This is a genomic window from Vibrio hannami, from assembly GCF_029589055.1.
GTDB lineage: Bacteria > Pseudomonadota > Gammaproteobacteria > Enterobacterales > Vibrionaceae > Vibrio > Vibrio hannami.
In genome coordinates, this window is sequence record NZ_JARQZP010000007.1 from 1,709,680 (window position 1) to 1,736,514 (window position 26,835).

The window sequence follows — 26,835 nt, forward strand, 5'->3', positions numbered from 1 at the left end:
GAGTATTTAATTCAAAGTCTCATGGACTCATCTTTTATGGCATCAAGCCTACCTAATCCAGTCCAACTGTCAAACACTGAACCGATATCTAATGCTATTCCGCCCCGCAATTTAATTTCATGGCAATATAGCTTCCCAAGATAACCCGCTGCCACTAAAAAAACCGCACCTTTATAAGGAACCGAAATCTGATCAATAACAGTTTTATATTCTGTAGGGAAATGTAGCTTCTTAGACTTCATAAATGTCTGGTGGCCTGGAATTTTTATATGTTTACATTGCTTAATCTGGAACGTCTTCATGAGTATTGAAGAGTTATCAGTATGAGAAATTACACCTAAGAAGTCTAAGTTATTCAAAACATCAAAAAATAGACCTTGTTTCTGGAAGGCTCTAAATATAAACACATCGAAAATTTGTTTATTTGGATGTTCAATAGCTGACTTATTAGCAAACTCAATTGCAACTGAATTCGCCAATCTAGCATTAAGGTTACTGGTGCTTAAAGGCTTACTATGGTGTAAATGACTTGGTGCTCCGATTACGTCGGCAGATGAAATCGCAATGTTCATGTGTTCGGACAAAATGGCAATGGATTCCTTAACCCAGCTCCTGCCAAACTTTCTTCTAAGCGCAGGTTTAACTTGCTTCCCAAACTGATACAACAAAACTTCACTCTTCATCGTATCTTCATGCAGATATTCCGGATACGCTAATATTCTACCCTCTCCATCTCCCAGCCTAACTATAGAAAATGGCTCCGCATGGTCTATTTTTTGCACAATTAGCTCTTTTAATTCATTAGCATGCTCATGAGGACGACTGGGAAAAAGCTTTACAGAAAGGAGGCGACCTCTTTGGATCATCTGATATTGTGTAAGGCTGAGCCTTTCTTGTTTCTTTGTTTTTTTCTTAACGGATTACTAATATTAAACACCGCTACCTCTTATACAACAAGGTTTCTTAAATCGCTAAAAGTATGTAATTGGTTGTTAATGGACTCGGGCTCCTGATTATACTGCTGCATCCACTTTTGCAAATCTTCTATCGCTAAACGTCGATACTCTTCAGAATCCAGCTTAAAGTCTACATACCCTAAACTGCGTACGTAGCCCTCAACACCCACAGTGTCAACAAATGACAAACCTGTATGCTCTAACGCATCTGTACCATTAAACTTATGCACAAAGCCCAAAGGAGCGATATGATTTACCGAGATACTGCGCGGAATCAATCTATTTGCAGCGAACGTTCCTTTATGCCTCATCAATACATGGACATTTTTTACGTTTTTGCCTAACAATTGGAGGCCATGAATAGCCGACCCTTCTGTAAAAAAAGATCTTCATGTGCTAGATAGGCGTTTATTTGCTCTTTTAACGATAGAGTTTCAGGTTTTATTACCGAAATCCCAGCTTTAATAAAGCACTCTTCTAAGTATTTTTCAGCTGCAAAACGGGCATCTGGCAGGCCAGCTTTGGAAACAAACACACCACCTTCACTTACCCTACTGACAGGCGAAGACTGTTCTGCATGAGTAGTTAACAGCTCAATATAGTCACTTTTTGTTGGAGAAGGCTCTCCTAGGTGTTCCTGTTGCGGGCAGACATATAGTTGCTCAACGTACAGAGGAGAACGAACCAATAATACTTGTTCATACGGAATGTTGAACCAATCCAATATATCTAAAAAAAATGTAGGAAGATCATCAACTACTTTCCAATGGCTTGATTCCGAAATAGCAAAGCAGTACTTACCGTTAAGCCTCATCTTTTTAGCAAAGTATTTATAAACTAGAATCCTGCTAGAAAACTCACTTACCTGATGGCCGAAATGTTGGTATATAGCGCCACACCAAAATACGGGTTCTTTTATTGTTGGATTCCCTTGTAGAGGCACTACGGGCAAATTATCAACTGGCTTGCCACATCGGTAATGTCTATACGGCGACGTGTTCCAGTCAGGGAACACCGGGCCTCCCTGATGTATTTTCCCTTTTCCTGAAAGCAAATATTGATAGGGAGCAACCACTACATTTTGCAGTTTCTTTACTTCTAGACGGCTATTGTTTCCGTTTTGCGAAATACTCTTGTGAACATTGATTTTTAGAAATCTGCTCAACCAGGACATAAGATACCTGTTTACTTTAAGCCACCAAACAAACTCATCACTCTTTCTCTGTCTTGTTCACCTAACTCTTCAAGCAAGACCTGATTTAAGCGATTTATCGTTGGCTTATCTAATCCACTCTGTTGAGATGTAGCCCCTACTTTTAGCTGTATAGTCGCCTTCATCTTTTCGGTTAGTTTTGTATTAGTGAAATTAGCTAGCTCTTGCATAACTTGTTGGGAAGTTGCTTCTGCTACAAATTCTTCATGTGATATGACTAGCGCATCCAATTTTTCAACTTTTTCTGAATCAAGAAAATCCCTCATATTTTTGGCCCAAAAGCGCATTGGTTGAAAAGGCCCCTGGAAGTTTTTGTGGAAATCCGTACCTAAAAGCGATTCGTAAACGTCATAAGGGTTGCGGTAGTGGAATATAATTTTACTATCTGGAAATAGCTGCTTCATCATTGAGGCATGCTGATAAGCATTTTGTCTCACCTCTTTGAATCCCCAACGAGATTTACCAAACTTGGTTAGTTCCAACCCATAAGTTGTGTTAAAAAAAGCCCGATACCCTTCTAACAAAGTTTCAACCTTAGGATTTAACACCGGGCTCCAGGCTTTTTGGAAGCCTTGCTTCTCAACAACCTCTTGTTGCCACGCTACTGATTTAAAGTGCCCTACCGACTTGTCAAATGCGTTACCAAAAGGTAGAAGAAAATTGGGTTCACCCCAGATAAGTAGATCATCTGAGGTATTAAAGAAGCGTTGAACCAATGTACTACCTGTACGCCAACACGCGGAAAAAATAAAAACCTGACTCACAGATACTCTCTAATTGATTATTAAAATACGCTTTTTAGGCGTTCAGCCTGACTAGACGTCAGGAATGATTGTTCGAAAAGTTGTGACTGCTTTGTTTGGTGTTGAACCCAGCTCTTTTCTTCAGACAATAAGTTAATGAGTTCGCACGCAAACGTATCTGGTTTATCAAAACCTATTAAACCAAAACGTTCTGCATCAATGCCTTCTACACCTACTGCCGTCGAAACTGTTGGAGTACCGAAATAAAAAGACTCAATAAGCTTACCCTTTACACCAGCACCATGGCGAAGAGGAACAATATTAACCTTCACAGTTCGATACAGCTGTTCTAATGCCTGGTCGGACACATATCCATGAATGACCACATTCTCAGACTCAAATTTTTTAATCGAATCAGGCATTTTACTGCCTATGATATGGAACTTTATATCAGGAATTACTTCAAGCACTTGTGGAAAAACTTCGTTCAAGAACCATAGCACTCCGTCACTGTTAGGTGAATGGTTGAACCCTCCCACGAACATAAAGTCTGAACGTTCGTTAAAGTTAGGAATACAGTCCTTAATCATTGGCTTATCGTAAAGAAATAACGGAATCTGCTCTATAGCACAACTAAGCCCTTGCTCCTCAAGGTAGTGTTTTTCATCCATAGAGAAGGTTAAACCAACATCAACACTATCAAAAAGAGCTAGTTCTTTTTCGTACCACTCTTTTGCTTTCTCTCTGGTTTCATCACAATCGTCTACTTCCGCTGCACGTTCAAAGCGCCAATGGTGCAGATCATGGCACTGATACAGTACCTTTGCTGAACTGTTTTCTTTTATGAAGTCGAGATAATTAGGGGCGATGTGTGGACGGTGCAAATATACAACATCAATACACGAGTGATTAGCCAAAAACCACCCTTGCCAGTTATTCGCATACTCATTGCCATAAAGCACCTCTACCCCCATTTGCTCGAGAATGTCGGTATAGGGTTGATGCGGATAAAAATTGTCGCCAATAAACTTTATGTGATATCCCTGATTTAAAAAAAACTGAATATACATAAAAGTAGAACGGGAGCCTGCATCCTGATCAAACCAAGGGACATAATGGTCAATAATCAAGATTGTTCGACTATCTGTACTTCTATCCCGCGCCTGAAAAATATTCTGACCATGCGGCATATGAGCATGACTAAGCTTATGCTGCCACTTGCTACGAAACTTTTTCTGGTTCACCTTTTGATATGCTTTTAGACCAGATGTGGTCGACGTTCCATGACTTTTACCTTCGAAATGCGTAACTACGGATTTAGGCTGATAGATAACTTTATAGCCTTTATCTGCCAATGCAAAAGCAAAATCCGTATCTTCGTAATACGCTGGAACATATCTTGTATCAAATCCCTCCAGCTCTTCCCAGCAAGAACGGCGAACTAAAATACTGGCACCGGAAACATAATCAACCGATTTCAGATAATTGTATTCAGGCTTACCGGGATTATCGCCATTGCCATAGTTCCAGGCAGATGCATCTCGCCAAACAATACCTCCGGCCTCTTGAAGCGTACCGTCTTCATAAACCAGCTTTGAACCTACGAGTCCAACTGAGGTATCTTTTTCAGCCACATCAACCAAAGCTTCCAGCCAACCTTCATGCACATAGGTATCATTGTTTAAAAAAACAATATAATCGCCCCTGGCTTGCTTTGCTGCATTATTGCAGTTAAGTAAAAAACCCTGATTACTCTCTGCTCTTATGATATTCACATTTTCGAGCAACTTAGCCGCGTTTCTTGTTTCATCATCAGAACAGTCATCTGCAAGGATAATTTCGTAACTTACCCCTTTAACGCTATTAACAACAGACTCAACGCAGCGAGCAGTATATTCCCACTGATTGTAAACCGGGATAATAATAGAGACCTGTACCCTGTCATGCTTGGGAGCGACTATCGGGAGGTCAACAGGCTGCTCCAAATCCACAATATAATGGCTGTTATCAAATACCGAGGATGAGAACAGGTATCCGTCGATCTTTCCTTTTGCAGAAAGATAAGTAGTTACTTGTTTTAAAACATGGCTTGGTGGTTCGTTCTTAAGTAATCGATATAAAGTTTTTAGACGTCCAAACGAAACAATTCGTAAGAAAAATCGAACTTTCTGAAATAAAGCAGATGACATAAGGAAAAAATAAAACCTTACTCGATATTATCGACGAGAAAACATACGGCTGAGCCCTTTCTTTTGAGGCTCCGTAAACTCAATAGTATTGATTGCTATACCTAGTTTGCGCTCATCTGAAGAAGAACCCAACTCTTTTGGTGAGTATGTAGCAGGTAACTGTATCGCTAGCAAAGTTTCATCGGCCTTGTTTTTAGCGACAGGGATGTCTGCAATCAAGCAATCCAGAGTGCCATCAAACATAATACGGCTCGGTACCGTTTCACCATCAACAAGTACTTTGATATCCGACTTTAAATCTTCTTTCACAACGCTAACAAGGCGAATTCGAGCCTGCATCTTCTGAGCGCGAGAAACCTTAGCTCTAAAACGAGTAGTAGGCTCCTGCATAGTCCAGCAGTAACTAAGCCCCGTATCCGTAAGCTCAGATTCCCCCATATTAGTGTTGGTTGCAAAGGACTGAGTATTAAGAATTAATTTCTTTGGAAGAGATGGTAGTTGAGCAACCGCTGGTTTTGCCTGAATTGTCTTCGTCATTGAATCAGCAATTTCCCTTTTTAGTGGAATCTCTGATGCCAATACGGTTTCTACCACCTGCATACGTGCATTGAGTTTGGCTAAATGCTCAGCAACTCGGTCAACCAATGCTTCTGTTGCCGTTTCTTCACTTCCCCTTCTGGCGATATGCTGGGTTATGTCTTGTTTGATTTTTGCCGTTTCATTAGAAACCATCGCCTGAAAGTGACGAATATCAGATAAAATACGTTCGCTATCTTTGTTCGCGCGACTCATGGTAATTCCTTGTATTTAATTCTTAATATTTAATTTTTCTCAATGTACCATTTGCTGTGCTTATGTACATCGTCTCGTAACAGCATTTGCTCTTTATCTAACCAACAGTATTGGTTGTGCTGTGCATCTGGCAATTGCTCTATATTGATATCAGCAAACACCTTATAGCCAATAACTACGTAATGCGTTGATACATCCTTTCCAAATACATAATCAGAATAGAAGTGCTCAAACGGACCAAGGCATTCTGCCTCTTCACGAGTTACGTTAATAGAAAGCTCCTCCTGACACAGCCTTTCAAATGCATTATCAAGGGTTTCATTTTTACGTATTCGACCACCAGGGACAAACCAATAGCCCTGAGCTGGTCGATTGTTCCTTAACCCAAGTAATATCTGTCCTTTTGAATTTTCAACAACCAGATCGATAGAAACAAGTGGTGTTGAGTCTATTACAGTAGTAAAGGTAGTTTTATCTAGAAACATATGTGCTTATGGTAAATAGGAAGGGATAAAGGCTCCACCTTTACAATGGAGCCATTTAGATTTTAACTACGGAAGTTATCCTGATTATTGATAAACCACTGATAGGCATCTTTCAGGCCTTCTTCCAAGCTGTAGCTGTATCTCCAGCCAAGAGAAGCCAGCCTTTCAACATTCATCAGCTTACGAGGTGTTCCATCTGGTTTTGTTGTATCCCAGACTATTTCCCCTTTAAAGCCCGTTACCTTAGCAACGGTTTCAACCAATTCACGAATGGTACAATCCACCCCAGTACCTACGTTAATATGACTTAACATCGGCTCGGTATTGGATTCATATGTCGCCTTATCTAACTCCATCACATGAATAGATGCCGATGCCATATCATCAACATGAAGGAACTCTCGCATTGGCTTACCACTCCCCCATGCGACAACTTCAGAGTCTCCACGCTGGGCTGCTTCATGGAATCGACGCAATAGAGCTGGTATCACGTGAGAGTTTTCCGGATGAAAATTATCATGTGGGCCGTACAGGTTGGTAGGCATCACACTGCGGTAATCAACACCATACTGACGGTTATACGATTCGCAAAGCTTAATACCAGCAATTTTAGCTATAGCGTATGGCTCGTTCGTTTCTTCTAACGTGTCCGTTAGCAATGCTGCCTCCTGCATTGGCTGCGGTGCCATTTTTGGATAAATACAGGATGACCCTAAGAAGAGCAGTTTTTTCACGCCACTTTGGTAAGCAGAATGGATAATATTGCACTCAATCATCAGGTTTTCATAAATAAACTCGGCTGGATATGTGTTATTGGCATGAATACCGCCAACCTTAGCCGCAGCTAAATAAACCTGATCGATACCCTCACCTGTAAAAAACTCAGAGACAGCCTGTTGATTGGTTAAATCTAACTCATTGCGAGCGCGCGTAACAATTTCAATATCGCTACGTTTTTCTAACTGACGCACAATTGCTGATCCAACCATTCCGCGGTGACCAGCAATAAATACTTTTTTCATAAATGTCACTTAACTTTTTAGATTTGATTAATTAAGCCATTTTAATGTTTGGCGTGTTCTCTTTCGCAACTGCCACCGTGTATCCGTGCTCTTTTAGAAGCGCGTGTTGTTTAGCTTTATCCAAATCGCTAGCAACCATTTCTGAACACATTTCTTCTACTGTGTTTTCTGGCACCCAACCAAGTTTTTCTTTTGCTTTTGTAGGGTCACCAAGAAGCGTTTCCACCTCTGCTGGACGGAAGTAGCGAGGGTCCACTTTAACAATGACATCGCCTATCTTAACACCCGGTGCGTTAGTACCCTCTACAGCCACTACGGTACCTATTTCACCTACGCCTTCACCACTGAATTCGAGCGTTATGCCCGCCTCTTTAGCAGAAAGTCGAACAAACTCGCGTACGGAGATCTGCTTACCGGTAGCAATAACAAAATCCTCTGCTTGCTCTTGCTGAAGCATCATCCATTGCATACGAACATAGTCTTTCGCATGGCCCCAGTCTCGAAGTGCGTCCATATTACCTAGGTACAGGCAAGCCTCGAGTCCTTGTGCGATGTTAGCAATTGCTCGCGTTATTTTACGGGTCACAAAGGTCTCACCACGACGCGGTGACTCGTGATTAAATAGAATACCGTTACACGCATACATTCCATACGCTTCTCGGTAGTTTACTGTAATCCAGTATGCGTACATTTTCGCTACAGCATAAGGAGAGCGAGGGTGGAATGGTGTTGTTTCTTTTTGAGGAATTTCCTGCACTAAACCATACAACTCGGAAGTAGATGCCTGGTAGAAACGTGTCTTCTTCTCTAATCCCAAAAAGCGAATCGCTTCCAGCAAACGCAGTGTACCAATCGCGTCTACATCCGCTGTATACTCAGGTGACTCAAAGGAAACCGCAACATGAGACTGTGCGCCTAAGTTGTAAACTTCATCTGGCTGTACTTCTTTAAGAATACGAGTCAAATTTGATGTATCCGTAAGATCACCATAATGAAGAACAAAGTTTGGATTATCTACATGTGGATCCTGATAAATATGATCTACACGTTCTGTATTAAAAGAAGAAGAACGACGCTTAATTCCGTGTACTTCGTAACCTTTTTCTAACAAGAATTCTGCTAGATAGGAACCATCCTGGCCTGTTACACCTGTTATTAAAGCTTTTTTCATTAGCTACTTACGCTCCAAACATTATAGCAATTACATGGTTAAGTTCTTGGATTAATGCGACAACATTATAGTTTTAGTCAAAATAATCGCATTGAATTTTCTTAAAATAACACCTGCTAGCCAAACCCAACACAGGCCCCCATTTATACGACGTTTCGAACTTGACATAATCTGTTCGTTTTTAATCGCGAAGCATCCAGTCAAACCGACTCGACTCCAATACTTTCTTAACATCTATGAAATTAGTGATTAGGGAGCTTATTTCCTGAGGGTTAGTTTTTTTATATTTAACCTCAGGCTTGTATTCAGGCAGATTCATAAAACTAGATAACTTATCCACTCCAATCATTACATCACTCTTTAAATCGAACTCATAAGATAAGCACATACCTTGCATTTCTAGTATAGATTCTTTGTACTTACGATTTACTTTTTCCGAATGAGATAAAGTGGAATGCAAATCTGATTTAAACCCTAGGTCAGCATCTGGAAGTGCGTTTATATCTAATGTCAATTTTTTCGATATTTCGTTGTCATTGTTAGAAGATTTGTGCCAAACATTGGTTTCATTCGCCATCAGGCATGATAATATTCTTCTTAACGAATTTTTTCTCTCGAGAAAAATAAATTTACAATCAAATTCTACCCTTAATCTTTCTAAGCATTCATCAAGTGTAAACTTAAATAACCCCAACTCAAAATGGTAACTTTTTATCTCACAACCATACTCTATATCCTCAGAAGGACGAGCATATTTTTTACAAGCCTTAATGTAATCTATAAATTCATCTAAGCTAAAACTTCCACCTCCTTGCTTAGATTTATATTGGGAACCGTCAAATCCAGAGCCAATATGCACATTTCTTGAAAATATTTCACCATGCCAGAAAACGTCTTCTGATTGTCCAATACAGTTAGTCAATACCGTACTACCTGAGCGACCGAAGTGAAACATAAAATACATCATAATTAAAAACCTTATAAATTTTTGTAAAAATCAGATTCTTTAAAACTATTATAAAAACTTGAATAGGATAGCTCGTTAGAGAAATCTCTTCCTGCCAAATAGTTGTATGTCTGCTCTATAATACCGTCTTGGGAAAGCAACTCATCAACCTCACTCAAATCATTTATATAGAGTGGGTAATCTACACCCAAGTATTCAACTACACTAGGCAAAGGATTTATCAAAATTGGAGTTTTCCTAGCAATACACTCCAACACTAGATTATTAGCAGCGGTAGCATACAACCAACAAATCACTATCGATTGACTTAGCAACACATCATACTCATCGTTAGGAATCATGGTGTAAACTTCAACATTTTCATCCTGATGATCTCCAAACACTTCTATTTCATTACTTAAATAAGCATCTGAAAACCTTTTCTTTAGCATTACCCTTCTATATCCCTTTGGCTGTATTTTGTGAATAGCCTGGAGATTACGCAGCCAATCACCAGCCTGAACAATAGTCGGATTTAGCCTGAACTGGCTTAGATCAAACTCTTTCACTCGATCAAACTCTGTAGGGTGCTTAACGGCAACTGTCGGTAAATTCGGATATTTAAAGTTAATGTCTCTCGCTAAATCTTCACTTAAAGTAACTAACCCTCGACATTTAGATAACGATGCTTTCCACAGTTCAGATTCAAAAATAGTTTCAGGGGACACATTAGTATGGAACCACTCTGGTGCATCAAATGGAACGTGAAGAATACCAATCCAATCTCGCTCAAGTGGTTTGGGAGACTCTGAAGCTGCCTCCCCAGGGTAATCACCCCAAACGAAATATCGTTCTAAGAATGGAAGAAAAATTATAGCTTCCTTATCTGTGTGTAAAGGTAAAAGGGCATCAATCAAATTGTTGAAGCTATTTCTGTGGTCACCATATGATAGATCGACTCCATGTATATTTAATTTTTTATGTACACCTGATACCCACTCACCAACTTCGCGTTTTGGGTCGACAATATTTGTTAAAAGTTTATGATTTTCGTTATCACAACCAGCAACAAAGTAAGGCATAAATTCAAATTCTATTTTTTTATGAAGCTCTTCTAACTTGGTTCCCCGCCGGTTATGAGACTCAAGGTTTACGTAATAATACCCAAGTCCTTCACCAGACATATAGCCAAGCTCACCATTTAAAGTAACTTTCAACCAAAAAGCCCAATCAGCATAGGTGCCATACTTTAACTCATCAAAATATCCGTATTTTTCGTGAAGCTCGCGCTTCCAAACAGGCATACAGTGGGGCATATTATGTGGAGTTAGTGTGGGTTTATTATCTTTTAGCTCTACGCTACCCAAGCTTTGATAACTGATATCTCCTACTTGATCGCTATACCACGGAGCTCCTTCGCTTTGATTTATTACATCACCAGAAAATTCATAAAATGGATACAAACCTGAAGCAGCAAAGCTATAATTCTCGTTTTGTTCTAAGCGGCTTACCAAACTAGTTACATGACGACAATCGCGCAAATCATCTACATTTGCATTTGAAATGTATGTGGTATTAGTTAGCTTAATTCCCAAATTCCAGCACTCGTAAAGTCCAGGATCTTTACGCAACCAAGCTATTCTAACATTACTCATTTTATGCGCTTCTAAAAAACATCCAATTCATTACCATTTAACTCAGACGTTATATAGTAATGTTCAGTGTATAAATAGTTCTCTAAGCTTTCACAATTATCAACGAACGTACGAATAAACTCTTCACACTTAAACACAGACGTAACTAAAGAGCACTTATACTCTTTAGTATATTGATCTTCAGGTAAAATATGAATTGAGTCCTGATAACGTTCTAACATAAACCAATGTAAATCTAAACCAAGAAATTTCTTATCTAGAAAACAAATATTATCTGAATTCACATACCGCAAATCTACTAGCACACAATCAAAATAGTCTAGTATATTTTTTGTCAGAGCAAGCGTAGAACTAATCAAAATAGAAGAATCTAGTTCCCCCAAATTGCCATTAATGCTACTTCTTAATATTTTCTCATAACTTTCAACACCTATAATATATATATTATGGTTTTTACTAAGTACCTCTCTAAATTTTTCAATATGCTTTAATTCTACAATTCCTTCTACTAAAATAAACACACTCTTATTATAGCTTTTAGCAATAATGTCAAAGCATTTAAGTATATTAGTAGTATCGCCTTCTGGCAGAAAGATTACAATGCTGTTTTTTAAAGTCCAATTATATGGTCTTGGTATATAACCATAACGTATTCCACTCTCTAAAATCCATGGAATACCATAATGAGTCATACTAAAGTTGGCCCTACTAGCCTGATGTTTTAAACCAGCCTGCAATGTATTTTCTTTAGAGTTTTGGAGACAATAATAACTATTATCTTTAGCAACAGATTCATGATGTAGCACAATTACATCTAGACAAGGATTAATAACATTGTAACCAGCATCAATCAAATCATAGTTAAGCATCATATCACAGTTCATTTGACCCATATAATAAAATGCTTCATTATCTAAATGTATAGGTTTCTTAAAAACCCAAGCATCAACCGATAAGCTATTTGGCAAACCATCGTCCGTATATAGACAAATTTCCTTTTTATCTAACGAAGCTTCATATCGACTCAAAGCTAAAACAGTATTACTTCCTACATTAATATTACTCAATGCTGCCTTAGCGCGTTCGATATCTTCGGAACAACTAAAACTAACATCACCATTCATAACAGAAACAGTCAAACCTATATTACGAGAAAAAAGGCTGTTGGCATAACCTAGAATATCATTAAATGTTGGTCTGCTATCAAACTTAACTAAGGTCACTTTATGGCTATCTAGTTCATTTAACTCATCAAGTAATTCACTTTCATCTGATTCAGATAAAACATGAATCTTCTCCACCAAAGGATTGTCTACATGCCCTATCAAAGCCTTTCTTATCGGTTCAATATCAACACCATCGAAGTAAGCAAATGAAGTAACTATATTCATTAATTAACCAGCCTTATCAATACTTTCCAAACAATCATTTATTAATTCTTTATCTTTCCAGCCACTATAATTCAGTTTTTTCAAAAGATGCTGTGAGCGGATTCCATCGCCTTGCTCTTTTAGTGACATAGCGTAAATAAAAACCAACATGAAATTGGAGGGGTCTTTTCTATACTCAGATTCCAACCATTTGAATGAATCGTTTGAAAAAACTGATACTTTTTGTTTGCTTTTTATTTTTCCTACAATATGAACAAAGAGCTTAATAGAAGGGCTAGATGGTTCTAGCACTATCTTTTGAACCAGACCATGGATATGATACTGCACCTCTTCAACATTTACCCCATCTATCCTGTTTAAATTTACTAATTCATCGAAATGTTTGTATTTCATACCCATCCATTAATTAACTTTACGCACTTATAAATCGATGATTTATATACCAATCATCCCATTCTCGTTCTATTACTTCGTATCCATTACCAACTAGTAATTCTCTTATTTTAATTCGATGAGGCTCATAATTATGTTCAATTGTAAATAACTTCACTTCCCACTTATGAAATGGAAATTCTTTCAAGATTTGATATTCCGAACCTTCTGTGTCAATGCTGATATAGTCGATATTTTTTGGCGCATGGTTTTCTGTCAAAAAATCGTGTAGTGATTGAGTCGTCAGTTCGATTGTTTCATTGTTTTCTTTATATGCTTCAACCTTATCTTTATGTGTTCCTTTTGAGGCATATTCCTCAATCCCTCCATATTCTCCCCCAATACAAAGCATACTCTTTCGTTACTCTTGCCGGATATACATGCTGAACTTACTTTACACGATCGGTTATTCTTCAGCTTTTCATAAAATTTGGGGTTTGGCTCTGCACACAGCCCTTGCCAATTAAATTCTTTTTCAAGTAAGTAGCTATTGCTAAGTAAAACGCCATCTGTTGCACCAAACTCTACAAAGAACCCTCCTTCTTTGTAACCAAGTTGCTCTAACACCCACAAATCCTGTCCCAATTGGGAAGGAGATCGTTCTTTTAGCCTAGAAGTGTCAATTATACTTTTTGTTTTGAGATATAACTCTTCATTATCAACGAGATAGTTATATAATTGTTTTTTCTGATGAGCCAAAGAAATCTCGTGGTTAATTAGCTCAACCTCAGTAGCCAAAATTTTCAGTTTAGCTTCAATATTCTTTTGTTTTATAGCAGGGTTGCTGATATTTTTGAATTCCGTCTCTAACAAGGAGGAAGCCTGAGGTAACAAACCAATCGAAGCCATCTCGCTTACAGCCCTCACATGATACTCAAGCCCTGATAGACTTTTCTCACTGATCATCTCTATCGATTTTTTAAAGTGTTCTAGACTTGCTTCATCCTCACCAGAAATTGCATACAATTTAGCTATCGAATTGTGCAAACTGGAGATTAGTAACCGATTTAACAGATTTCTGTCACAACCATATTGTATTGCAAGCTCTATGGTATCTTTGCAGTTCTTAGTATCGCCAATCTGTTGATAGGCGTACGCTACTAGCGCGGCTATCTGTGCTATATCGGGGTTTAATGCATGGTCAGATACATCTATTTTAATTAATGAGTTCCAGTTGGCTTTATACCAATTTACTTTAACATCGGATAACGTCAACTGTTTATTTTCAGGTTCTATCATTAGAGCCCTCTATCTTTTAAAACCACATCTTTGATCAATTCTAACTGCGCCTCAAAAATAGTGATTTCATTCTGTAACTCTACTTTCCTAAATTCCATTTCCTTGGATTTAGTCTTTTTATCTTCCAGTGCATTTTTCAATTTTTCGTTTTCTTTCTGCAATGACTCAGCCCATTTCTTGTTTTCCTGATGCCAATGAATTTCTGCATCTCGCTGCTTTGTTCGCTCTTCAAGTTGTTTTTTAAGGTCGTTGATGTTAGCGTTTTTTTCTTTTTGAATACTATCCAATTGCAACTTCAGTGATTCTGCTAACTTCTTTTGCGCTTGATGACTTTGTTGCTCTTCATCAGTTCGTTTTATTTGCTGTGCTAATTGGCTCTCTAGAAGGGCAAGCTTATCATTGTGTTCTATTTCCTCATGCTCCAAATGAGCCTGTATGTCAGAAATAGTTGAACAAAGTTCGGTATTTTTCTGACTTAACTTTGCATTCGTTGCTTTTAAGTCAGTATGAATTATCTCAAAGTTCTGACTATTTTCTTCCAGCTCGTTTTGTAGAAGAGAGCACTCTTCAATAGCTTTATTCTTGTCTGATAACAATTGGTCGCATTCAGCTTTTAACTTCTGAAACTGTACAATTGAGTGCTCATTTATTTCTTGAAGATCTTTATTAGCCGTTTGCAAGCTAGTAACTTCTACTCTGAGTTGTTCAAGATTAGTTTGTAAGTGCTGACTGCGATCTTGTGCTGTGAGTTTCTCTTTCAATACCTGCTCATTCGTTTGCTGAAGCACAAAAAACTGCTGAACTGCGTTTTCATTGATCTGCCTAAGATCCAGATTTTCGTTTTGCAAGTCGGCTATTTGCTTTCTAAATTCACCAAGTGCAACTAGCTTGGAATCTTTCTTGTATACAAGGTACTTATCACTTTCATACGAAGAAAAACATGATTCCTCTAAACGTTCTGATATCTTAGCTTGAACTTCAGAGTTAATATGATTTCCGTTGCCAATAATAATGATATCAAAGCTCTTTATCAGTCTTTTATTGCAACTCTTAACAAGCTCAGTTTCATAGCCATTGAGTTCCATAATAAGGATATTGAGCCTGGAGACATCAAACTCATAACTACCAATAAAATCATTGACTGAGGTTGTTTGATGCTCAGTAAAAACTTCTACTTTCGCATTAGGATATAACGCGGTTAGGTTAGCTTGTTCAACTAAGCCAGAAAACTTCGCAGGTGTTACTTTATAAAATGTATTCGATTTGCCGTCTTTACTTATTATGTCATTAACAACGTCAACTGACTGGTTGTTCGAGAACTTACGCTTTAATTTTTTTGATATCTCTGTGAGCGCTTCTACAACAACTAACTTCTCTGGATTTAGCTCCAGTATTTGTTCAGCTTCACGTGCTTGACCAACTCCCAGCCACAATACCTTTCCTACCTGAGATTTTGAAGAGCACTTTGTAAGCGATGTAAGAAGGTCATCTAAACTCTTAACTTGTTTTAGCTTCTCATTATCCATATTAATTTGCCTGTTAAACTGTCGCTCAATTAACCTATCTGTTCATTTAACCAATGCGAAAAAGGTTGAAAGAGTTGTCGGTAATATGTTGTTGGTAACTGCTTTTTCTTACTTAAAAAAGAGAGTGCACCTTCAAGATGTTCTGGTGATATTTGAACATTTTCTAAACCCAACCGATCAGCTTCTCTGTTTAGCCACGAATCCGTTAAACAAATCAGGGCTGTGCCGTATTTCGCCGCTAGCCAAACCATTCCAGAGCTTTTATGTTGATATACCACCGGATCATAGTTCATCACCATTGAAGAACTCGAACTAATTAAAGTTTCCAGTTCTGATTGTGAGATAAAGCCTTTAACCAACGTCAAACTTTTATATGCTTGTGCAATGCGGAATAACCTGGACTCCGTATTCTTTAACTCTGGATCAATGCTAGTGTTGGTATAGTGAATGACGTACTCAATGCTTTCATCGACACCACCACCTAAAATTGTATCAAGGATCTCCGGAAGCTGATTAAAGCCTTTATTAGCTTTTGCATCACCACAATAGAGCAAACATTTATTGGTTTTCGAGGCTGGGCTGTAGGTTATTTCCCCTGAGATCAAGCAAGGGTGAACTGGTAAACATTCATTTATATCAAGTAGCTTGGATACCTGAGAAGCCGTTTCATAATCTCCTGCGTACATTTTTATCGTTGGGTGCTGAAATAGATAACGGCAAGCTGAACTATAAAGCGGAGTTGTTACTTCATCACCCAACTTGATAAGAGGGTTGAACATAAGCAATACCAGCATGTTCGGTAATTCATTCTTACTAATTGAATGCTGCTTCACAGCCAATGATAAAGCCCAAAGGTGGAACCAATCCATTGTGTGAAACAGAATAGTAGTTGAGCTGTTATTTTGGTCTGCTGTTAACATCCGGTGGTATTCAGAAGCTAATAGCCTTATCTCGACCTGTCGCTCAGCTAGCTTTGCAGGCTGAAAATAATAACCATAAAACTCGGTACTAAAAAAAGGCGTAACACTGTAGCCACTTTTTGAAACATAGTCCTGAACTTCCTGGCTTGCTCTATTGCTACACCAGATATCAACCTCAAGATTTTTATTGCCCGGCTCTTTCAACACATCAAGCACCGCTGCATGATGCCCGCTTAGACTTTCTAGTCCAGGATCCGCGACGATAAGCTTTTTGCTTGTTTGAGGGCTCATCATTAGCTTGATAAGGGAGAACTTAATGCACGCAACAATTCAACTGTGGTTGGCGGAACATCAGTGCTGTATTGCAAATGTTCGAGCTGCTCATTTTTACTTTCTGCTTCTTTCGCTTTCAAATAGTAATGTTCGAGCTCTTCCTGTAACTGATGGACCTGCAGAAGCAAAAGCTCATTTTCTGATTCAATATCCAACTGGGCTGACTCAAGCTCTGATCTCTTGGCTTGCCATTGCTCTTTTTCCTCGTTATCAACGTTGGTTTTTAGATTCGACTGGAGCACTGACAGTTCAGATTTTAGCGCTGCAGCTTCTTTATTACTTTGTGATAAAGCCATATATGTTTGTTCTAGTTCTTCTTGCAACTGTTGAACCTGTAATTGCAACAACTCTTCTGAGCTTTCCTGCTCTAAAACAGTAGCGTCCAGTTTTTGTTTAGCTACAACGACTTGCTCTAGTTCTTCTTGTAGCTGTTGAATCTGTAACAGAGCTAATTCATTCTCCGAACTAACTTGAGTAAAATCAGCTTCTACTCTTTTATTTGTGCCATGCAACTCCGAGATTTGGCTATAAAACTGTTTTTTACGAGCAATTGTTTTTTCAGCCAACGTTATTGTCCGCGAATGGTGCTCTTCAATTGACTGCCCTACGTTGGACAAGGCTGATAACTCTTCGTAATTATCAAATATAAAGTGCCCTTCTCCCAAAAGTGCAGAAGCAATTAGCTGATACGCGGGTATCGGAGCTTCATAACTAATTTCGCTCTCGGAGATCTTGCAGGAAAAGAAATTTTCCAACTGCTGAATTGTATTGCCATCTAGCTCTTGCAAGAGTTCTTCAGCAATAACAAAACACTTTTCTCTATTCTCTAAAACAAGTTCAATCAGTTGCTGGCTTTGGTCTGTCCATTTTTGAACAGAAGTCTGAAATGTTTTTTCAAGAGAATCAGATTCGCTCGCGCTTGCCAGCTCTTTCGCGATAGTATTTTCGGGTAAACTAGCTAGCACTAATATTTTATTTGCACTGCTTGCCGCTTTAGTTAAACTTGCCGGATCTGCATCATTGGCAAAATCCATTATTGTTAGTTGTTCAGTAGTAAATAGATTATTGATGCTCTTTTTCCAGCTGTTCTGGCTAAAGCCAACGACTAAGATTGGATCCATTATTTATTTCTCGCTTAGAGATATTCCCATTAGAAAGAGACGTTACAGCCTTGTGACAGAGCTAAGAGTACCTGCCACATATTTTTCCGTTAGTTGTTGTGAACTCGCTTCAGCATAACAACGTAGCTCAGGTGCATTCCCAGATGGCCTCAAGTGAATGATGTCTCCATTTTGCATGGTCATTCTAAGCCCATCAAGGTCGTTTACATCCACGACGCTTAGGCTAGATACGCCTAAACTGTCCACTAAATCTTGTGGATTGCGCTTACCGAACTCGATGATTTTTTTACTTCGTTCGGTTTCAAACTCTTTAATTCTATCGCTCGCAGTATAACGTTCCGGTAGTTGTTCAACTATGCCCGCAATGCTGTCGGTATTGGCGAAAAGTAATATAGCGGGTAATACTGCGTCACGAGTCGGCAGAGCTTTAATTGTTTTACCTTCGAAATCGATATCACTTCCTGTTAAATACCCACCATTAGCCTCGAAGCCAGCTACTTTTTTGTAGTCCTTATTCAACGCCGAGAACTCTGCGATTACATATGGAGAGCCTATTTTAGTACGGCTTACATGCTTAAATTTCTCTGATAATTCAATTGCTGTGTTACAACTAACTGGCACGGCAAGTGCTTCCACTCTAAGGATATCCGAGCAAAGTAAACCTAAAATATCCCCCTCAACCATTCGCCATTCTCATCTGCCACCAATGGTCTGTCGCCATCTCCATCGGTTGAAAAAATAGCATCCAGGTTGTACTCACGAGACCAATTACGCGCTTTTTCTTTGTCCGCTTCACCAACGGCTTCCGTATCGATAGGAACAAACAAATCTGTGCGTTCTAAAGAGATAACTTCCGCTCCTAACGCAGAGAAGATATTTGCATACAAATCACGACCTGCACTTGAGTGCTCATAAATCCCTATTCGCTTACCAGATAATGCATTATTGTTTACAATCTCTGTATTTCTCTGAATATATGCCTGAGCTGCATCTTCCCGCGCTTCAAGTTTAGGCAGTTCAGTCACAGGTTCGAATGCGATATCAGCAGTCAGTATAGAACGCTCGTCTTGTTTTGTTATCTCGCCATCAGGTCGATAGAACTTAAGCCCATTACGGTCAAAAGGTATATGGCTTCCCGTTACCATGATCGAGGGGATGTTTTTCTGCATCGCGTAGTATGCCAGGGCCGGTGTTGGTATCACCCCGTAGTATTGAACCCTTACTCCTGCCTGCTCCGCCGCTTTAGCGCAAGCCATTGCCATACTATAACTGCTAGGGCGGTTATCTATCGCCAACGCAATAGACTCAAATTTAAAGCCACTTTTCATCAGAGCAATAAAGGCATGAGAAAAAGCCGCACATACCTCTGGCGTAAAATCAACAACCAAGCCACGAGCACCACTTGTTCCGAATGCGATGTTACTCGCTTTGATCACATCGGCAGTATTGTTTGTTATTACTGACATTAAAATTTGTCCTTCTCGAAACCGTAAAGATCTTCTAAACGAACAATATCGTCCAATCCAATGTAAGAACCAGTCTGAACTTCAATCATAACCAACGGAATACTGCCTGGGTTTTCGATCATATGCGCAGAGCCAACTGGAATATAAGTAGATTGATTTTCCGTGATAATTTTTTCCTGGTTATCACATTCCACTTTTGCGGTACCAGAAACAACTACCCAGTGTTCCGCGCGGTGATAATGCTTTTGGAGTGACAGGCGGCAGCCCGGCTTAATGGTTACCTGTTTGGATTTATATCTCTCACCTTGCTGAAGTAAGTCGATATGCCCCCAGGGGCGATAGATTGTTCGATGTTCGATAGACTCACTACGCTTTTCAGCCTGTAACTCTTCAACTACTTTTTTTATATCCTGGACACGAGATTGATCTGCTACAACCACTGCATCACTGGTTTCTACGATAACTAAATTATCAACGCCAATCGCAGCGACCATTTTGTCTCTTGCATCGATAAGGCTGTTATTTACATCAATAGTTTTTACATCACCACGAACACTGCATCCATATTCGTCTTTTTCTGAAACTTCCCATATTGATGACCAGGATCCTACATCACTCCAACCAGCATCAAGCGGTACCATTGCTGCACGATGAGTGTGCTCCATAATAGCGTAATCAATTGAATCATCAGGGCTAGATAAGAAAGCATCGTTATCCAGGCGAGTGAAGTCCGATTCTCTAATAGAGCCATCAATCGCTTTTTGGCATGAACTCACTATCTCGGGGCAATTTTCTTTCAGTTCAGACAAATAGGCACTTGCTTTAAACAAAAACATACCGCTGTTCCAGTAATATTGACCCGATTCTAAATACTGGCACGCCGTTTCTAAGTTAGGCTTCTCCACAAACTGCTCAACGTTAAAGCATTCAGTATTGGGGCACTGCTCTCCAGACTTTATATAACCGTAACCAGTTTCTGGTTTATCTGGCACTATGCCGAATGTAACTAGTTTGCCTTGCTCGGCACACTCTAAAGCCTTGAGCACTGAAGATTGGAATGCTTCTATGTCACGTATAACATGATCGGCAGCTAATACGAGAAGATAAGGGTCTTTTCCGTGAGAAATAGCGTTAATGGCTGCTAACGCAATAGCGGGAGCGGTATTACGCCCTTGAGGCTCAAGTATAATTTCACCACCTAGCTTATTTATTTCATCAAGTTGCTCGGCAACAATAAACCTGTGACCTTCGTTACAAATAATAGTGGGTTGCAGACAGTCTAATCCCTCTAATCGAAGAACCGTGTCCTGCAACATGGTGTTATTACTTACTAAGGGAAGGAATTGTTTTGGGTGTTTCTTGCGAGATAATGGCCATAGTCGGGAACCACTACCACCTGACATAATTACAGGAAGTATCATAATAGATGTCCGATTTATAATTTATATATCCGTTATTGGATGAGAGTTAAGGTTATCTCACCCTTATTTTTTATATGAACGTAAAAGTGTACACAGCAAAGCTATTTGCCCCTTCCAGGTATGTTGTTTTATCTGCCCCCGGAAAAATAATTCTAAGCGCTTAATGTAGCTGTACTGATTACACCTTGTAAAAGAGATTTGGTTTAACTCTTCGGTATTAAAGTATTGCCTTAATAACTCAGCCTGATCTACCGTTAACCAGAAGTTCCGCTCAAACTTGTTCAAAAAGTAGAAGAAGTTTTTAGCTAAATACCAGACTTTATAATCACGAACCCCTATCTCATTTTTACCATGTTGACGGTAGTCAATAAGTGATTCGTTAACAAAAACAACGTTTCCGGTTATTTTTGCCACAAGCACCAGCCACCAGTCATGCATAAAGCACTTTTCATTTATCGGCGTCGCTTTATTTAGTAGAGCCCTGTTAAACAGCATCGTACAGCCTGATGCCACATTCTCTTGTATAAGTTGCGAGGTGTTTTCATGCCAATTGGTAGGAAAATTTCTCATTTTGAGATAGCTAGGCTCTATGGTATTCAGGTGCTTATCGACAACCCTTTTATCAGTGAACACTAAAGCTGGAATATCTTGGTGTACGCTGGTTATGGCAAGATAAGACTTATATATTTTGTCTCGGTGCCAAACATCATCTTGATCTGACAACATAACGAATTCTGAAGTCGTAAAAGTCAGCCCGTAAGCGAAATTGTTTTTTGGCCCACTATTAGGGTTTGGATTAACAAACCACTTAATCCTCTCATCATAGCTCATCAATCGAGCAATAATCTCTGGTGTATTATCGCTCGAGCCGTCATCCACAACAATCAAACTAGATATCAGCTGTGCATAGTTTCGATTATTTTGTATAGATTGAACTTGCTGCTCAATAAACTCCGCACCGTTGTATGTCGCTAGTACGATATCAATACTTGGCAGAGTCATATCTATTTTTAAGAAGTTTGATATTTATGAAGTTTCTAACCCGGACATATCTCCATAAAACATTGGATACAATAGCTTTGGTCAGGTGCTTGTGTTTTTGCTTCACCGCCAAGATGGTGAATCATTTTAATATAGGTAATATGCTCACAAGGAATATTCAGCAATTTTGCCTTGTAACATAAATCTACATCCTCACAATACAGGGGAAACAGTTCTTCAAATCCATTGAGCCGAGAAAATGTTCTTTTTGTTGTGATGATCGCGGAAGCAAAAAACCAATCCTTAGATCTTTGCCTTTGAGCCGTGGATCGACCAGCTTTAGCTTTAATTAAACGAACAAATTGATTAGCCAAATGGGGCCACTCGTTATAGTGCTGTTGCCCCGTCCCATCTGCGTTTAGAAGTCGAGGATAAATAAGCCTCCCTTCAAGCTTATCCTCTTGTTCCTGAAACCAATCGTGAATTGACGAGTCGACAAAACGTGTATCTGGGTTAATTATAAATATGTGCTCGTTAGAAGCCTTTCTAATCGCAAAGTTGTTGCCAACCCCAAAAGATCTTGGTTTTTTATGCTTATAGAGCCTTATCGACGATCTTCTTATATCGAGCTGTTTAGAGTGCTGTTGTATTAACAACTCAAACTTATCACTATTTAAGTTATCAACGATGATTAGCTCGAAAGGCGAAGACCAATGCTGCATCATAGATTCAACTAGCTCGGACACATAGTCAAAATGACCATGAGAAATCGTTACAAATGAAATTGCTCTGCTTTTTTTCATTTTAATGTCGAGCGTGCTCAAAATAGATTTATCATGCGGAAGCTCTTCGCGTAAGCTCATCACTTTAATTCTCGAATAGTAGATATGACGATCTTACCGATTGCAAAAATCATCGCTGCAATAACAGCAAACAAGGTGATGTTATAGAGAGCGTCAGGATATTTGCTGTCTTCAGGTTTCGTTGCCGATTCAACTACCACTAAGTATTTTAATTGCCTATAAGCTTCAATGCGCGACTTTTCTAACGATATCTGTGATGCGGTATAAGCTTGTAATGCGAGCTCCATCTTGACTTTCAGGTCGGTAAATTTCGCTAGAATCTCGCTAACTGGTATATTTTTTTCATTGTCATCGGATAATTTGGCTCTTTCTTTATTAAGCTGAGCCTTTAAAGCTTCTAGTTCGTTTCTAGCAGAAACTACCTGAGGGGCGTCAAGACTCATCATGCTCAATAAGCCCTTCAGCTCCGCTTCTTTTGCGGATATTTGCCCTTCTAGTGCATAAGTAATTTGCTGAATCGCCAAACCTTCCGCAGTAGGATCAAGAAGGTTATATCGCTGTTGAAAACTCAACAAGTTGGTTTGTGCGAGCTCCAACTGTTGTTCAGTATTTTTATGCTCTCCTTTGATAAACTCTAGTTGCGCTTCTGCAAGTTGGTGACCAATTGAGTTAATAAACCATTCTGCTCTTTCTACAATCGTTTCTGTCAGCTTATGCGAATACTCTGCATTAAACGCCTGACTATATATGTGCACAATACTGGAGTTGGAATCGACATATACCTCGATATGTTTCTGGTAGTAATCCAGAAAATCTTCCCAGGAATCGTCGGGTTTCATGCTGCTAAATACATCAATATTAGAATCACTGTAATGAGCTTTTAGATCGAGTGTTTCATCTAAGTACTTCAGCATATCGTTAGAAAGTATATAAGCCTTTACTAACTCGGTATCAGATACCCCAACACTTGGCACACCAAGGCCAGTTAACACAGCCATGGAAGCATCCATAGTTGCCATACTGTCAGGTTGTTGCACGATAACCTGAGCCTGACTTTCATACCGCTCAGTTGCCCAGAGGATTTGGTAAAAAGAGAATAAAAAGGTAGGTAGTACAACCATCAGAAAGAAAGGGGATATAATTGCTTTAAACAAGCTTCGTTTTTTTCAGACGGCTTACTAGTGTTTTTTGATTCGGCTTCACGCGATACCAATAAGGCTTCTGGCTTACTGTCACTTCTTTCAATAACAGGGGCAGAATTTGTAACGCTATTTTTTGAAAGGTTTTTTACCCTAACGAGAATTCGTTGAGATAATTGCGGATCTTTATGTTCCAGTTGCTCCGCCTTGGCCTTTAAAAACTCTATACTATCGAAGTCCTCGGCCCGAACCTGTTGCTTAAATTGATTAAACCGTTGTTCAACTAAATTATTTTCCATTCTATATATCTTAACTCGCGACTACTTATTAATTTCAACGGCTAATCGCTTGTTTCCAGCTTATCTGATAACAAGCCAGTGCGAAAAAAGTCAGAACTAATGTACACAAATCTAAAAAGTAAAAGCTAACACCAGCATCGCCATATTGTGGGTATGCTGAAAATCGTATTAACTCAACTGCGTGTAGCAGGGGTTCCAGGTAAGGTAAGGCCACCACTCCATTGGTATGTCTTGCAAACTAAAGAAGATACCTGAGATAAAGAAAATAGGCCTCATCAAAATCTCTTTGACCTTGTTAACTTCCGGGATAAAACACGTCGCTAGTGAAAAAAGGACACCAATACTTGTGGCAATAAGCCAAATCCTAATTAAAACAAGAATAACTTCCAAAGGGTCACTTATCTGTCCCTTAAACTTGAGTAAATATGAGATCGCGATAATGAATAAAATTACAAATAGCTTAACTAATAACTCAAAGCCAGAAATTGCGATTACCGAACTAATTGGTTGTACCTGACGAAAAGCATATAGTGGTTTATTTTTTTGTATCGCTCTAGAAACAGAGCCTATGGTGCCTAAAAAAACTGCACCATCATCATGCCAAAAACCATGAAAAAGAATGTTGGTATGCCATGAGTTTCCCCACCATCCATCCTTCCTCTGATAAACGAGAGCATAAATATAAATGAGACCGGAGATATTACACTCCAGGCGACCCCAAACTTATCATCTGATTTGCTTTTGACTTCCCGTAAGAAAATAGCAAATATTACATCTCCCCAAACCTGAAGGGTTGAACGTTTTTTAACTACAGCCACAGTTAGTCTAGTACCACGTTTGCCGCAACAGCGATCTGGTAGATAATTTGGGTAATATCTTTAACTGCCTGCATGGTCTTAGAATCAACTTTCGGTAACACCATTATCTGGTCACCTTTACGGATATCTTTACCATCAGTAAATTCAACTAACCCATTAGCTCGTACTATAGCGATACGCGTGTCGTTTGCTCTATCACTAAAGCCACCTGCCCAGGCGATATAGTCATCAATGGTAGCATTAGGGTTGTAAACCACAGCTTGAGGCATTAACACTTCACCACTAATCTGGATTAGATCCGTTTTTGGCGGTATTACAATCTGGTCGCCCTGTTCCAGCAGAATGTTTGCGGTATTACCGTTTTCAGAAACGATTACTTTACCAAGGGGCTCTATCTGCCTTGCTCGCTCTGTAAATTGCAAAATAAGCTGCGCTTCCTGAACCCGGATTGCAGCTTCACCGTCTGAAGAAGCCGGCGCTGTAAGTACTGTTCGCTCTAATCTGTTAAGGGAGTCTTCGATCAACTCCTTTTGCCTTTGAGCAACACTCTCGCGGAGAATATATATTGAATCGAAATCAGCTAAGTGTTTGTCTATTGGAATGTAGTGTAAAAGGTCATGCAGATGCGCCGTATTCTTAACAGCAAAATAAGAAGGGCCTAAATAACTACCGGATACCTGAATATCGATGATTTGTGCATGTAAGTCATCATTAAAAATAACCTTATCGCCATCCTGGAGATCAAAGTCTTTGAACTTGTAATAGGTAATGTATACCGAGAATGGGCCATCTTCTCTGTTGCCGATAACGCCAACATGGCTCACCTTTGCAAGTGGTCTTGAGTAATCGGTTAGCTGACTTCCTTTTGAGACAGTTTCCAGCAGTTCAAATCGGAATGGATTCCTTACACCACCAGAAACAACAACCGCTGATTTTTGCGGTTTAACAAGAATCACATCTCTATCTTTAAAACTGATTCTAGGCAGCTTGCCGGATCGAATAAAATCGTACAGGTCGATGGTTTTAAACACTTCTCCATCACGGATGATGTCAATCTCCCGGTAGCTTCCTCGCTCAGAATCAATGCCCCCTGCCCGCTTTAAATAATAAAGAACACTATCCGACGCCATACCAGCGTATTGGCCTGGCCTGATAACAGGGCCTGATAGGTAAACACTCACTGGGGTTGCTGTCAGTAAGTTAACGTAAACATTTACGTTATTGGTGTAGATTTTTTTAATTTCACCCGTCACTAACGAGTTCACCTGGCTAGCAGGAACATCACTTACTTTAATCGGCCCAATATTAGGAATAAATATATTGCCCTGGTTATCAACGGTGGTGATATCCGAGTAATTCACCGCGCCCCATAACCAAATGTTTATCTTATCACCGGGCGCAATCAGGTAGTTGTCGTTTAAACCATCTGTCCGTTCAGTTTCATAGCCACCAGCAAATAGATTTGCACCGTAAGGTGGTGGTAATTCCTCGCCAGACGTCGGGAGCAGTTGCCTGACATCGACTTCACCTGGTAACAAAGTGTTATTGCGGTTTTCTTGAGTGTAACTTCCCGTTTCAAGGGATTGATTCGGTATCATTCCCATATTTGCAGCTTGCTGTATTTGAGCAGGAGTAGCATTAGCCGGGATCTGCTGCTCATTTAAAGATAGTGCAGCATTCGAAGTCTGAATAAACAACAACGAAGCTGTGATAACTGTTGCAACCGAGAAAATAGAGGTGAACGAGCTGTTCTTAATTTTGTTCGACATAATGA

26 protein-coding genes and 1 pseudogene are annotated in these 26,835 nt (G+C 39.4%); all 27 read right to left on the reverse strand.

The window, feature by feature from the left end; genetic code table 11:
• Positions 1–11: 11 nt before the first annotated feature.
• The 27 genes and pseudogenes from P7F88_RS22290 to P7F88_RS22420 all read right to left on the reverse strand — a co-directional run bounded on the left by P7F88_RS22290 (position 12) and on the right by P7F88_RS22420 (position 26,830).
• Positions 12–866 (reverse strand): GT-D fold domain-containing protein, encoded by an 855-nt coding sequence (locus P7F88_RS22290; RefSeq protein WP_422128421.1) that lies wholly within the window; start codon positions 864–866, stop codon positions 12–14.
• A gap of 80 nt (positions 867–946) precedes the next feature.
• On the reverse strand, positions 947–1,234 hold the full coding sequence (locus tag P7F88_RS22295) for a hypothetical protein (protein WP_277828392.1): 288 nt from the start codon (positions 1,232–1,234) through the stop codon (positions 947–949).
• A gap of 62 nt (positions 1,235–1,296) precedes the next feature.
• On the reverse strand, positions 1,297–2,121 hold the full coding sequence (locus tag P7F88_RS22300) for a glycosyltransferase family 61 protein (RefSeq protein ID WP_277828394.1): 825 nt from the start codon (positions 2,119–2,121) through the stop codon (positions 1,297–1,299).
• A 20-nt stretch (positions 2,122–2,141) separates the two neighbouring features.
• Positions 2,142–2,933: a sulfotransferase gene (locus P7F88_RS22305; protein ID WP_277828396.1), complete on the reverse strand. Its 792-nt coding sequence runs from the start codon at positions 2,931–2,933 to the stop codon at positions 2,142–2,144.
• Positions 2,934–2,953: 20 nt separating this feature from the next.
• Positions 2,954–5,101: a glycosyltransferase gene (locus P7F88_RS22310; RefSeq protein WP_277828398.1), complete on the reverse strand. Its 2,148-nt coding sequence runs from the start codon at positions 5,099–5,101 to the stop codon at positions 2,954–2,956.
• Positions 5,102–5,128: 27 nt separating this feature from the next.
• Complete coding sequence (locus tag P7F88_RS22315) at positions 5,129–5,893, reverse strand: hypothetical protein (RefSeq protein ID WP_277828400.1); 765 nt, start codon at positions 5,891–5,893, stop codon at positions 5,129–5,131.
• Positions 5,894–5,922: 29 nt separating this feature from the next.
• Entirely contained in the window at positions 5,923–6,378 is a 456-nt protein-coding gene (locus P7F88_RS22320) for a GDP-mannose mannosyl hydrolase (protein ID WP_277828401.1), read from the reverse strand.
• Positions 6,379–6,440: 62 nt separating this feature from the next.
• Positions 6,441–7,400 carry a GDP-L-fucose synthase gene (gene fcl, locus P7F88_RS22325; RefSeq protein WP_277828402.1) on the reverse strand — a complete coding sequence of 320 codons (960 nt, stop codon included), beginning with the start codon at positions 7,398–7,400 and terminating at the stop codon, positions 6,441–6,443.
• Positions 7,401–7,431: 31 nt separating this feature from the next.
• Entirely contained in the window at positions 7,432–8,571 is a 1,140-nt protein-coding gene (gmd, locus tag P7F88_RS22330; RefSeq protein ID WP_277828404.1) for a GDP-mannose 4,6-dehydratase, read from the reverse strand.
• A gap of 181 nt (positions 8,572–8,752) precedes the next feature.
• Positions 8,753–9,538 carry a hypothetical protein gene (locus tag P7F88_RS22335; RefSeq protein WP_277828406.1) on the reverse strand — a complete coding sequence of 262 codons (786 nt, stop codon included), beginning with the start codon at positions 9,536–9,538 and terminating at the stop codon, positions 8,753–8,755.
• 11 nt (positions 9,539–9,549) lie between these two features.
• Complete coding sequence (locus tag P7F88_RS22340; protein ID WP_277828408.1) at positions 9,550–11,172, reverse strand: glycosyltransferase family protein; 1,623 nt, start codon at positions 11,170–11,172, stop codon at positions 9,550–9,552.
• An 11-nt stretch (positions 11,173–11,183) separates the two neighbouring features.
• Positions 11,184–12,563, reverse strand: a complete 1,380-nt coding sequence (locus P7F88_RS22345) for a hypothetical protein (protein WP_277828410.1) — start codon at positions 12,561–12,563, stop codon at positions 11,184–11,186.
• Between the two features lie 3 nt (positions 12,564–12,566).
• On the reverse strand, positions 12,567–12,956 hold the full coding sequence (locus P7F88_RS22350; protein ID WP_277828412.1) for a hypothetical protein: 390 nt from the start codon (positions 12,954–12,956) through the stop codon (positions 12,567–12,569).
• 19 nt (positions 12,957–12,975) lie between these two features.
• Complete coding sequence (locus P7F88_RS22355) at positions 12,976–13,347, reverse strand: FkbM family methyltransferase (protein ID WP_277828414.1); 372 nt, start codon at positions 13,345–13,347, stop codon at positions 12,976–12,978.
• A complete protein-coding gene (locus tag P7F88_RS22360; protein ID WP_277828415.1) occupies positions 13,239–14,234 on the reverse strand; it encodes a hypothetical protein in 996 nt (331 codons plus the stop codon). The genes P7F88_RS22355 and P7F88_RS22360 overlap by 109 nt, the downstream gene beginning before the upstream one ends.
• On the reverse strand, positions 14,234–15,760 hold the full coding sequence (locus P7F88_RS22365) for a coiled-coil domain-containing protein (RefSeq protein ID WP_277828417.1): 1,527 nt from the start codon (positions 15,758–15,760) through the stop codon (positions 14,234–14,236). Before P7F88_RS22365 ends, P7F88_RS22360 begins: the two co-directional genes overlap by 1 nt.
• 29 nt (positions 15,761–15,789) lie before the next feature.
• A complete protein-coding gene (locus tag P7F88_RS22370) occupies positions 15,790–16,971 on the reverse strand; it encodes a hypothetical protein (RefSeq protein ID WP_277828419.1) in 1,182 nt (393 codons plus the stop codon).
• A 2-nt stretch (positions 16,972–16,973) separates the two neighbouring features.
• Complete coding sequence (locus tag P7F88_RS22375) at positions 16,974–18,134, reverse strand: hypothetical protein (protein WP_277828421.1); 1,161 nt, start codon at positions 18,132–18,134, stop codon at positions 16,974–16,976.
• A gap of 42 nt (positions 18,135–18,176) precedes the next feature.
• Positions 18,177–19,600, reverse strand: a pseudogene (locus P7F88_RS22380) (phosphomannomutase).
• Complete coding sequence (locus tag P7F88_RS22385; protein WP_277828423.1) at positions 19,600–21,021, reverse strand: mannose-1-phosphate guanylyltransferase/mannose-6-phosphate isomerase; 1,422 nt, start codon at positions 21,019–21,021, stop codon at positions 19,600–19,602. The pseudogene P7F88_RS22380 and the gene P7F88_RS22385 overlap by 1 nt, the downstream one beginning before the upstream one ends.
• A 63-nt stretch (positions 21,022–21,084) precedes the next feature.
• Positions 21,085–22,023 (reverse strand): glycosyltransferase family 2 protein, encoded by a 939-nt coding sequence (locus tag P7F88_RS22390; protein ID WP_277828425.1) that lies wholly within the window; start codon positions 22,021–22,023, stop codon positions 21,085–21,087.
• A gap of 35 nt (positions 22,024–22,058) precedes the next feature.
• Positions 22,059–22,865 carry a glycosyltransferase family 2 protein gene (locus P7F88_RS22395; RefSeq protein ID WP_277828427.1) on the reverse strand — a complete coding sequence of 269 codons (807 nt, stop codon included), beginning with the start codon at positions 22,863–22,865 and terminating at the stop codon, positions 22,059–22,061.
• Entirely contained in the window at positions 22,865–23,959 is a 1,095-nt protein-coding gene (locus P7F88_RS22400; RefSeq protein WP_277828429.1) for a KpsE/RkpR family capsule polysaccharide export protein, read from the reverse strand. The genes P7F88_RS22395 and P7F88_RS22400 overlap by 1 nt, the downstream gene beginning before the upstream one ends.
• On the reverse strand, positions 23,926–24,243 hold the full coding sequence (locus P7F88_RS22405) for a hypothetical protein (RefSeq protein ID WP_277828431.1): 318 nt from the start codon (positions 24,241–24,243) through the stop codon (positions 23,926–23,928). The genes P7F88_RS22400 and P7F88_RS22405 overlap by 34 nt, the downstream gene beginning before the upstream one ends.
• A 168-nt stretch (positions 24,244–24,411) precedes the next feature.
• Entirely contained in the window at positions 24,412–24,930 is a 519-nt protein-coding gene (locus P7F88_RS25700; protein WP_338405582.1) for an ABC transporter permease, read from the reverse strand.
• Positions 24,819–25,061 carry a hypothetical protein gene (locus tag P7F88_RS22415; RefSeq protein WP_277828433.1) on the reverse strand — a complete coding sequence of 81 codons (243 nt, stop codon included), beginning with the start codon at positions 25,059–25,061 and terminating at the stop codon, positions 24,819–24,821. Before P7F88_RS22415 ends, P7F88_RS25700 begins: the two co-directional genes overlap by 112 nt.
• A 2-nt stretch (positions 25,062–25,063) precedes the next feature.
• A complete protein-coding gene (locus tag P7F88_RS22420) occupies positions 25,064–26,830 on the reverse strand; it encodes a polysaccharide biosynthesis/export family protein (RefSeq protein ID WP_435328353.1) in 1,767 nt (588 codons plus the stop codon).
• Positions 26,831–26,835: the final 5 nt, after the last annotated feature.

Excerpts from the sequence above, each read along its gene's own strand:
- P7F88_RS22290 (WP_422128421.1), bottom strand. The coding sequence starts at position 866 with ATGATCCAAAGAGGTCGCCTCCTTTCTGTAAAGCTTTTTCCCAGTCGT.
- P7F88_RS22310 (WP_277828398.1), bottom strand. The coding sequence starts at position 5,101 with ATGTCATCTGCTTTATTTCAGAAAGTTCGATTTTTCTTACGAATTGTT.
- P7F88_RS22315 (WP_277828400.1), bottom strand. The coding sequence starts at position 5,893 with ATGAGTCGCGCGAACAAAGATAGCGAACGTATTTTATCTGATATTCGT.
- P7F88_RS22320 (WP_277828401.1), bottom strand. The coding sequence starts at position 6,378 with ATGTTTCTAGATAAAACTACCTTTACTACTGTAATAGACTCAACACCA.
- fcl (WP_277828402.1), bottom strand. The coding sequence starts at position 7,400 with ATGAAAAAAGTATTTATTGCTGGTCACCGCGGAATGGTTGGATCAGCA.
- gmd (WP_277828404.1), bottom strand. The coding sequence starts at position 8,571 with ATGAAAAAAGCTTTAATAACAGGTGTAACAGGCCAGGATGGTTCCTAT.
- P7F88_RS22335 (WP_277828406.1), bottom strand. The coding sequence starts at position 9,538 with ATGATGTATTTTATGTTTCACTTCGGTCGCTCAGGTAGTACGGTATTG.
- P7F88_RS22340 (WP_277828408.1), bottom strand. The coding sequence starts at position 11,172 with ATGAGTAATGTTAGAATAGCTTGGTTGCGTAAAGATCCTGGACTTTAC.
- P7F88_RS22345 (WP_277828410.1), bottom strand. The coding sequence starts at position 12,563 with ATGAATATAGTTACTTCATTTGCTTACTTCGATGGTGTTGATATTGAA.
- P7F88_RS22350 (WP_277828412.1), bottom strand. The coding sequence starts at position 12,956 with ATGAAATACAAACATTTCGATGAATTAGTAAATTTAAACAGGATAGAT.
- P7F88_RS22355 (WP_277828414.1), bottom strand. The coding sequence starts at position 13,347 with ATGCTTTGTATTGGGGGAGAATATGGAGGGATTGAGGAATATGCCTCA.
- P7F88_RS22360 (WP_277828415.1), bottom strand. The coding sequence starts at position 14,234 with ATGATAGAACCTGAAAATAAACAGTTGACGTTATCCGATGTTAAAGTA.
- P7F88_RS22365 (WP_277828417.1), bottom strand. The coding sequence starts at position 15,760 with ATGGATAATGAGAAGCTAAAACAAGTTAAGAGTTTAGATGACCTTCTT.
- P7F88_RS22370 (WP_277828419.1), bottom strand. The coding sequence starts at position 16,971 with ATGAGCCCTCAAACAAGCAAAAAGCTTATCGTCGCGGATCCTGGACTA.
- P7F88_RS22375 (WP_277828421.1), bottom strand. The coding sequence starts at position 18,134 with ATGGATCCAATCTTAGTCGTTGGCTTTAGCCAGAACAGCTGGAAAAAG.
- P7F88_RS22385 (WP_277828423.1), bottom strand. The coding sequence starts at position 21,021 with ATGATACTTCCTGTAATTATGTCAGGTGGTAGTGGTTCCCGACTATGG.
- P7F88_RS22390 (WP_277828425.1), bottom strand. The coding sequence starts at position 22,023 with ATGACTCTGCCAAGTATTGATATCGTACTAGCGACATACAACGGTGCG.
- P7F88_RS22395 (WP_277828427.1), bottom strand. The coding sequence starts at position 22,865 with ATGAGCTTACGCGAAGAGCTTCCGCATGATAAATCTATTTTGAGCACG.
- P7F88_RS22405 (WP_277828431.1), bottom strand. The coding sequence starts at position 24,243 with ATGGAAAATAATTTAGTTGAACAACGGTTTAATCAATTTAAGCAACAG.
- P7F88_RS22420 (WP_435328353.1), bottom strand. The coding sequence starts at position 26,830 with ATGTCGAACAAAATTAAGAACAGCTCGTTCACCTCTATTTTCTCGGTT.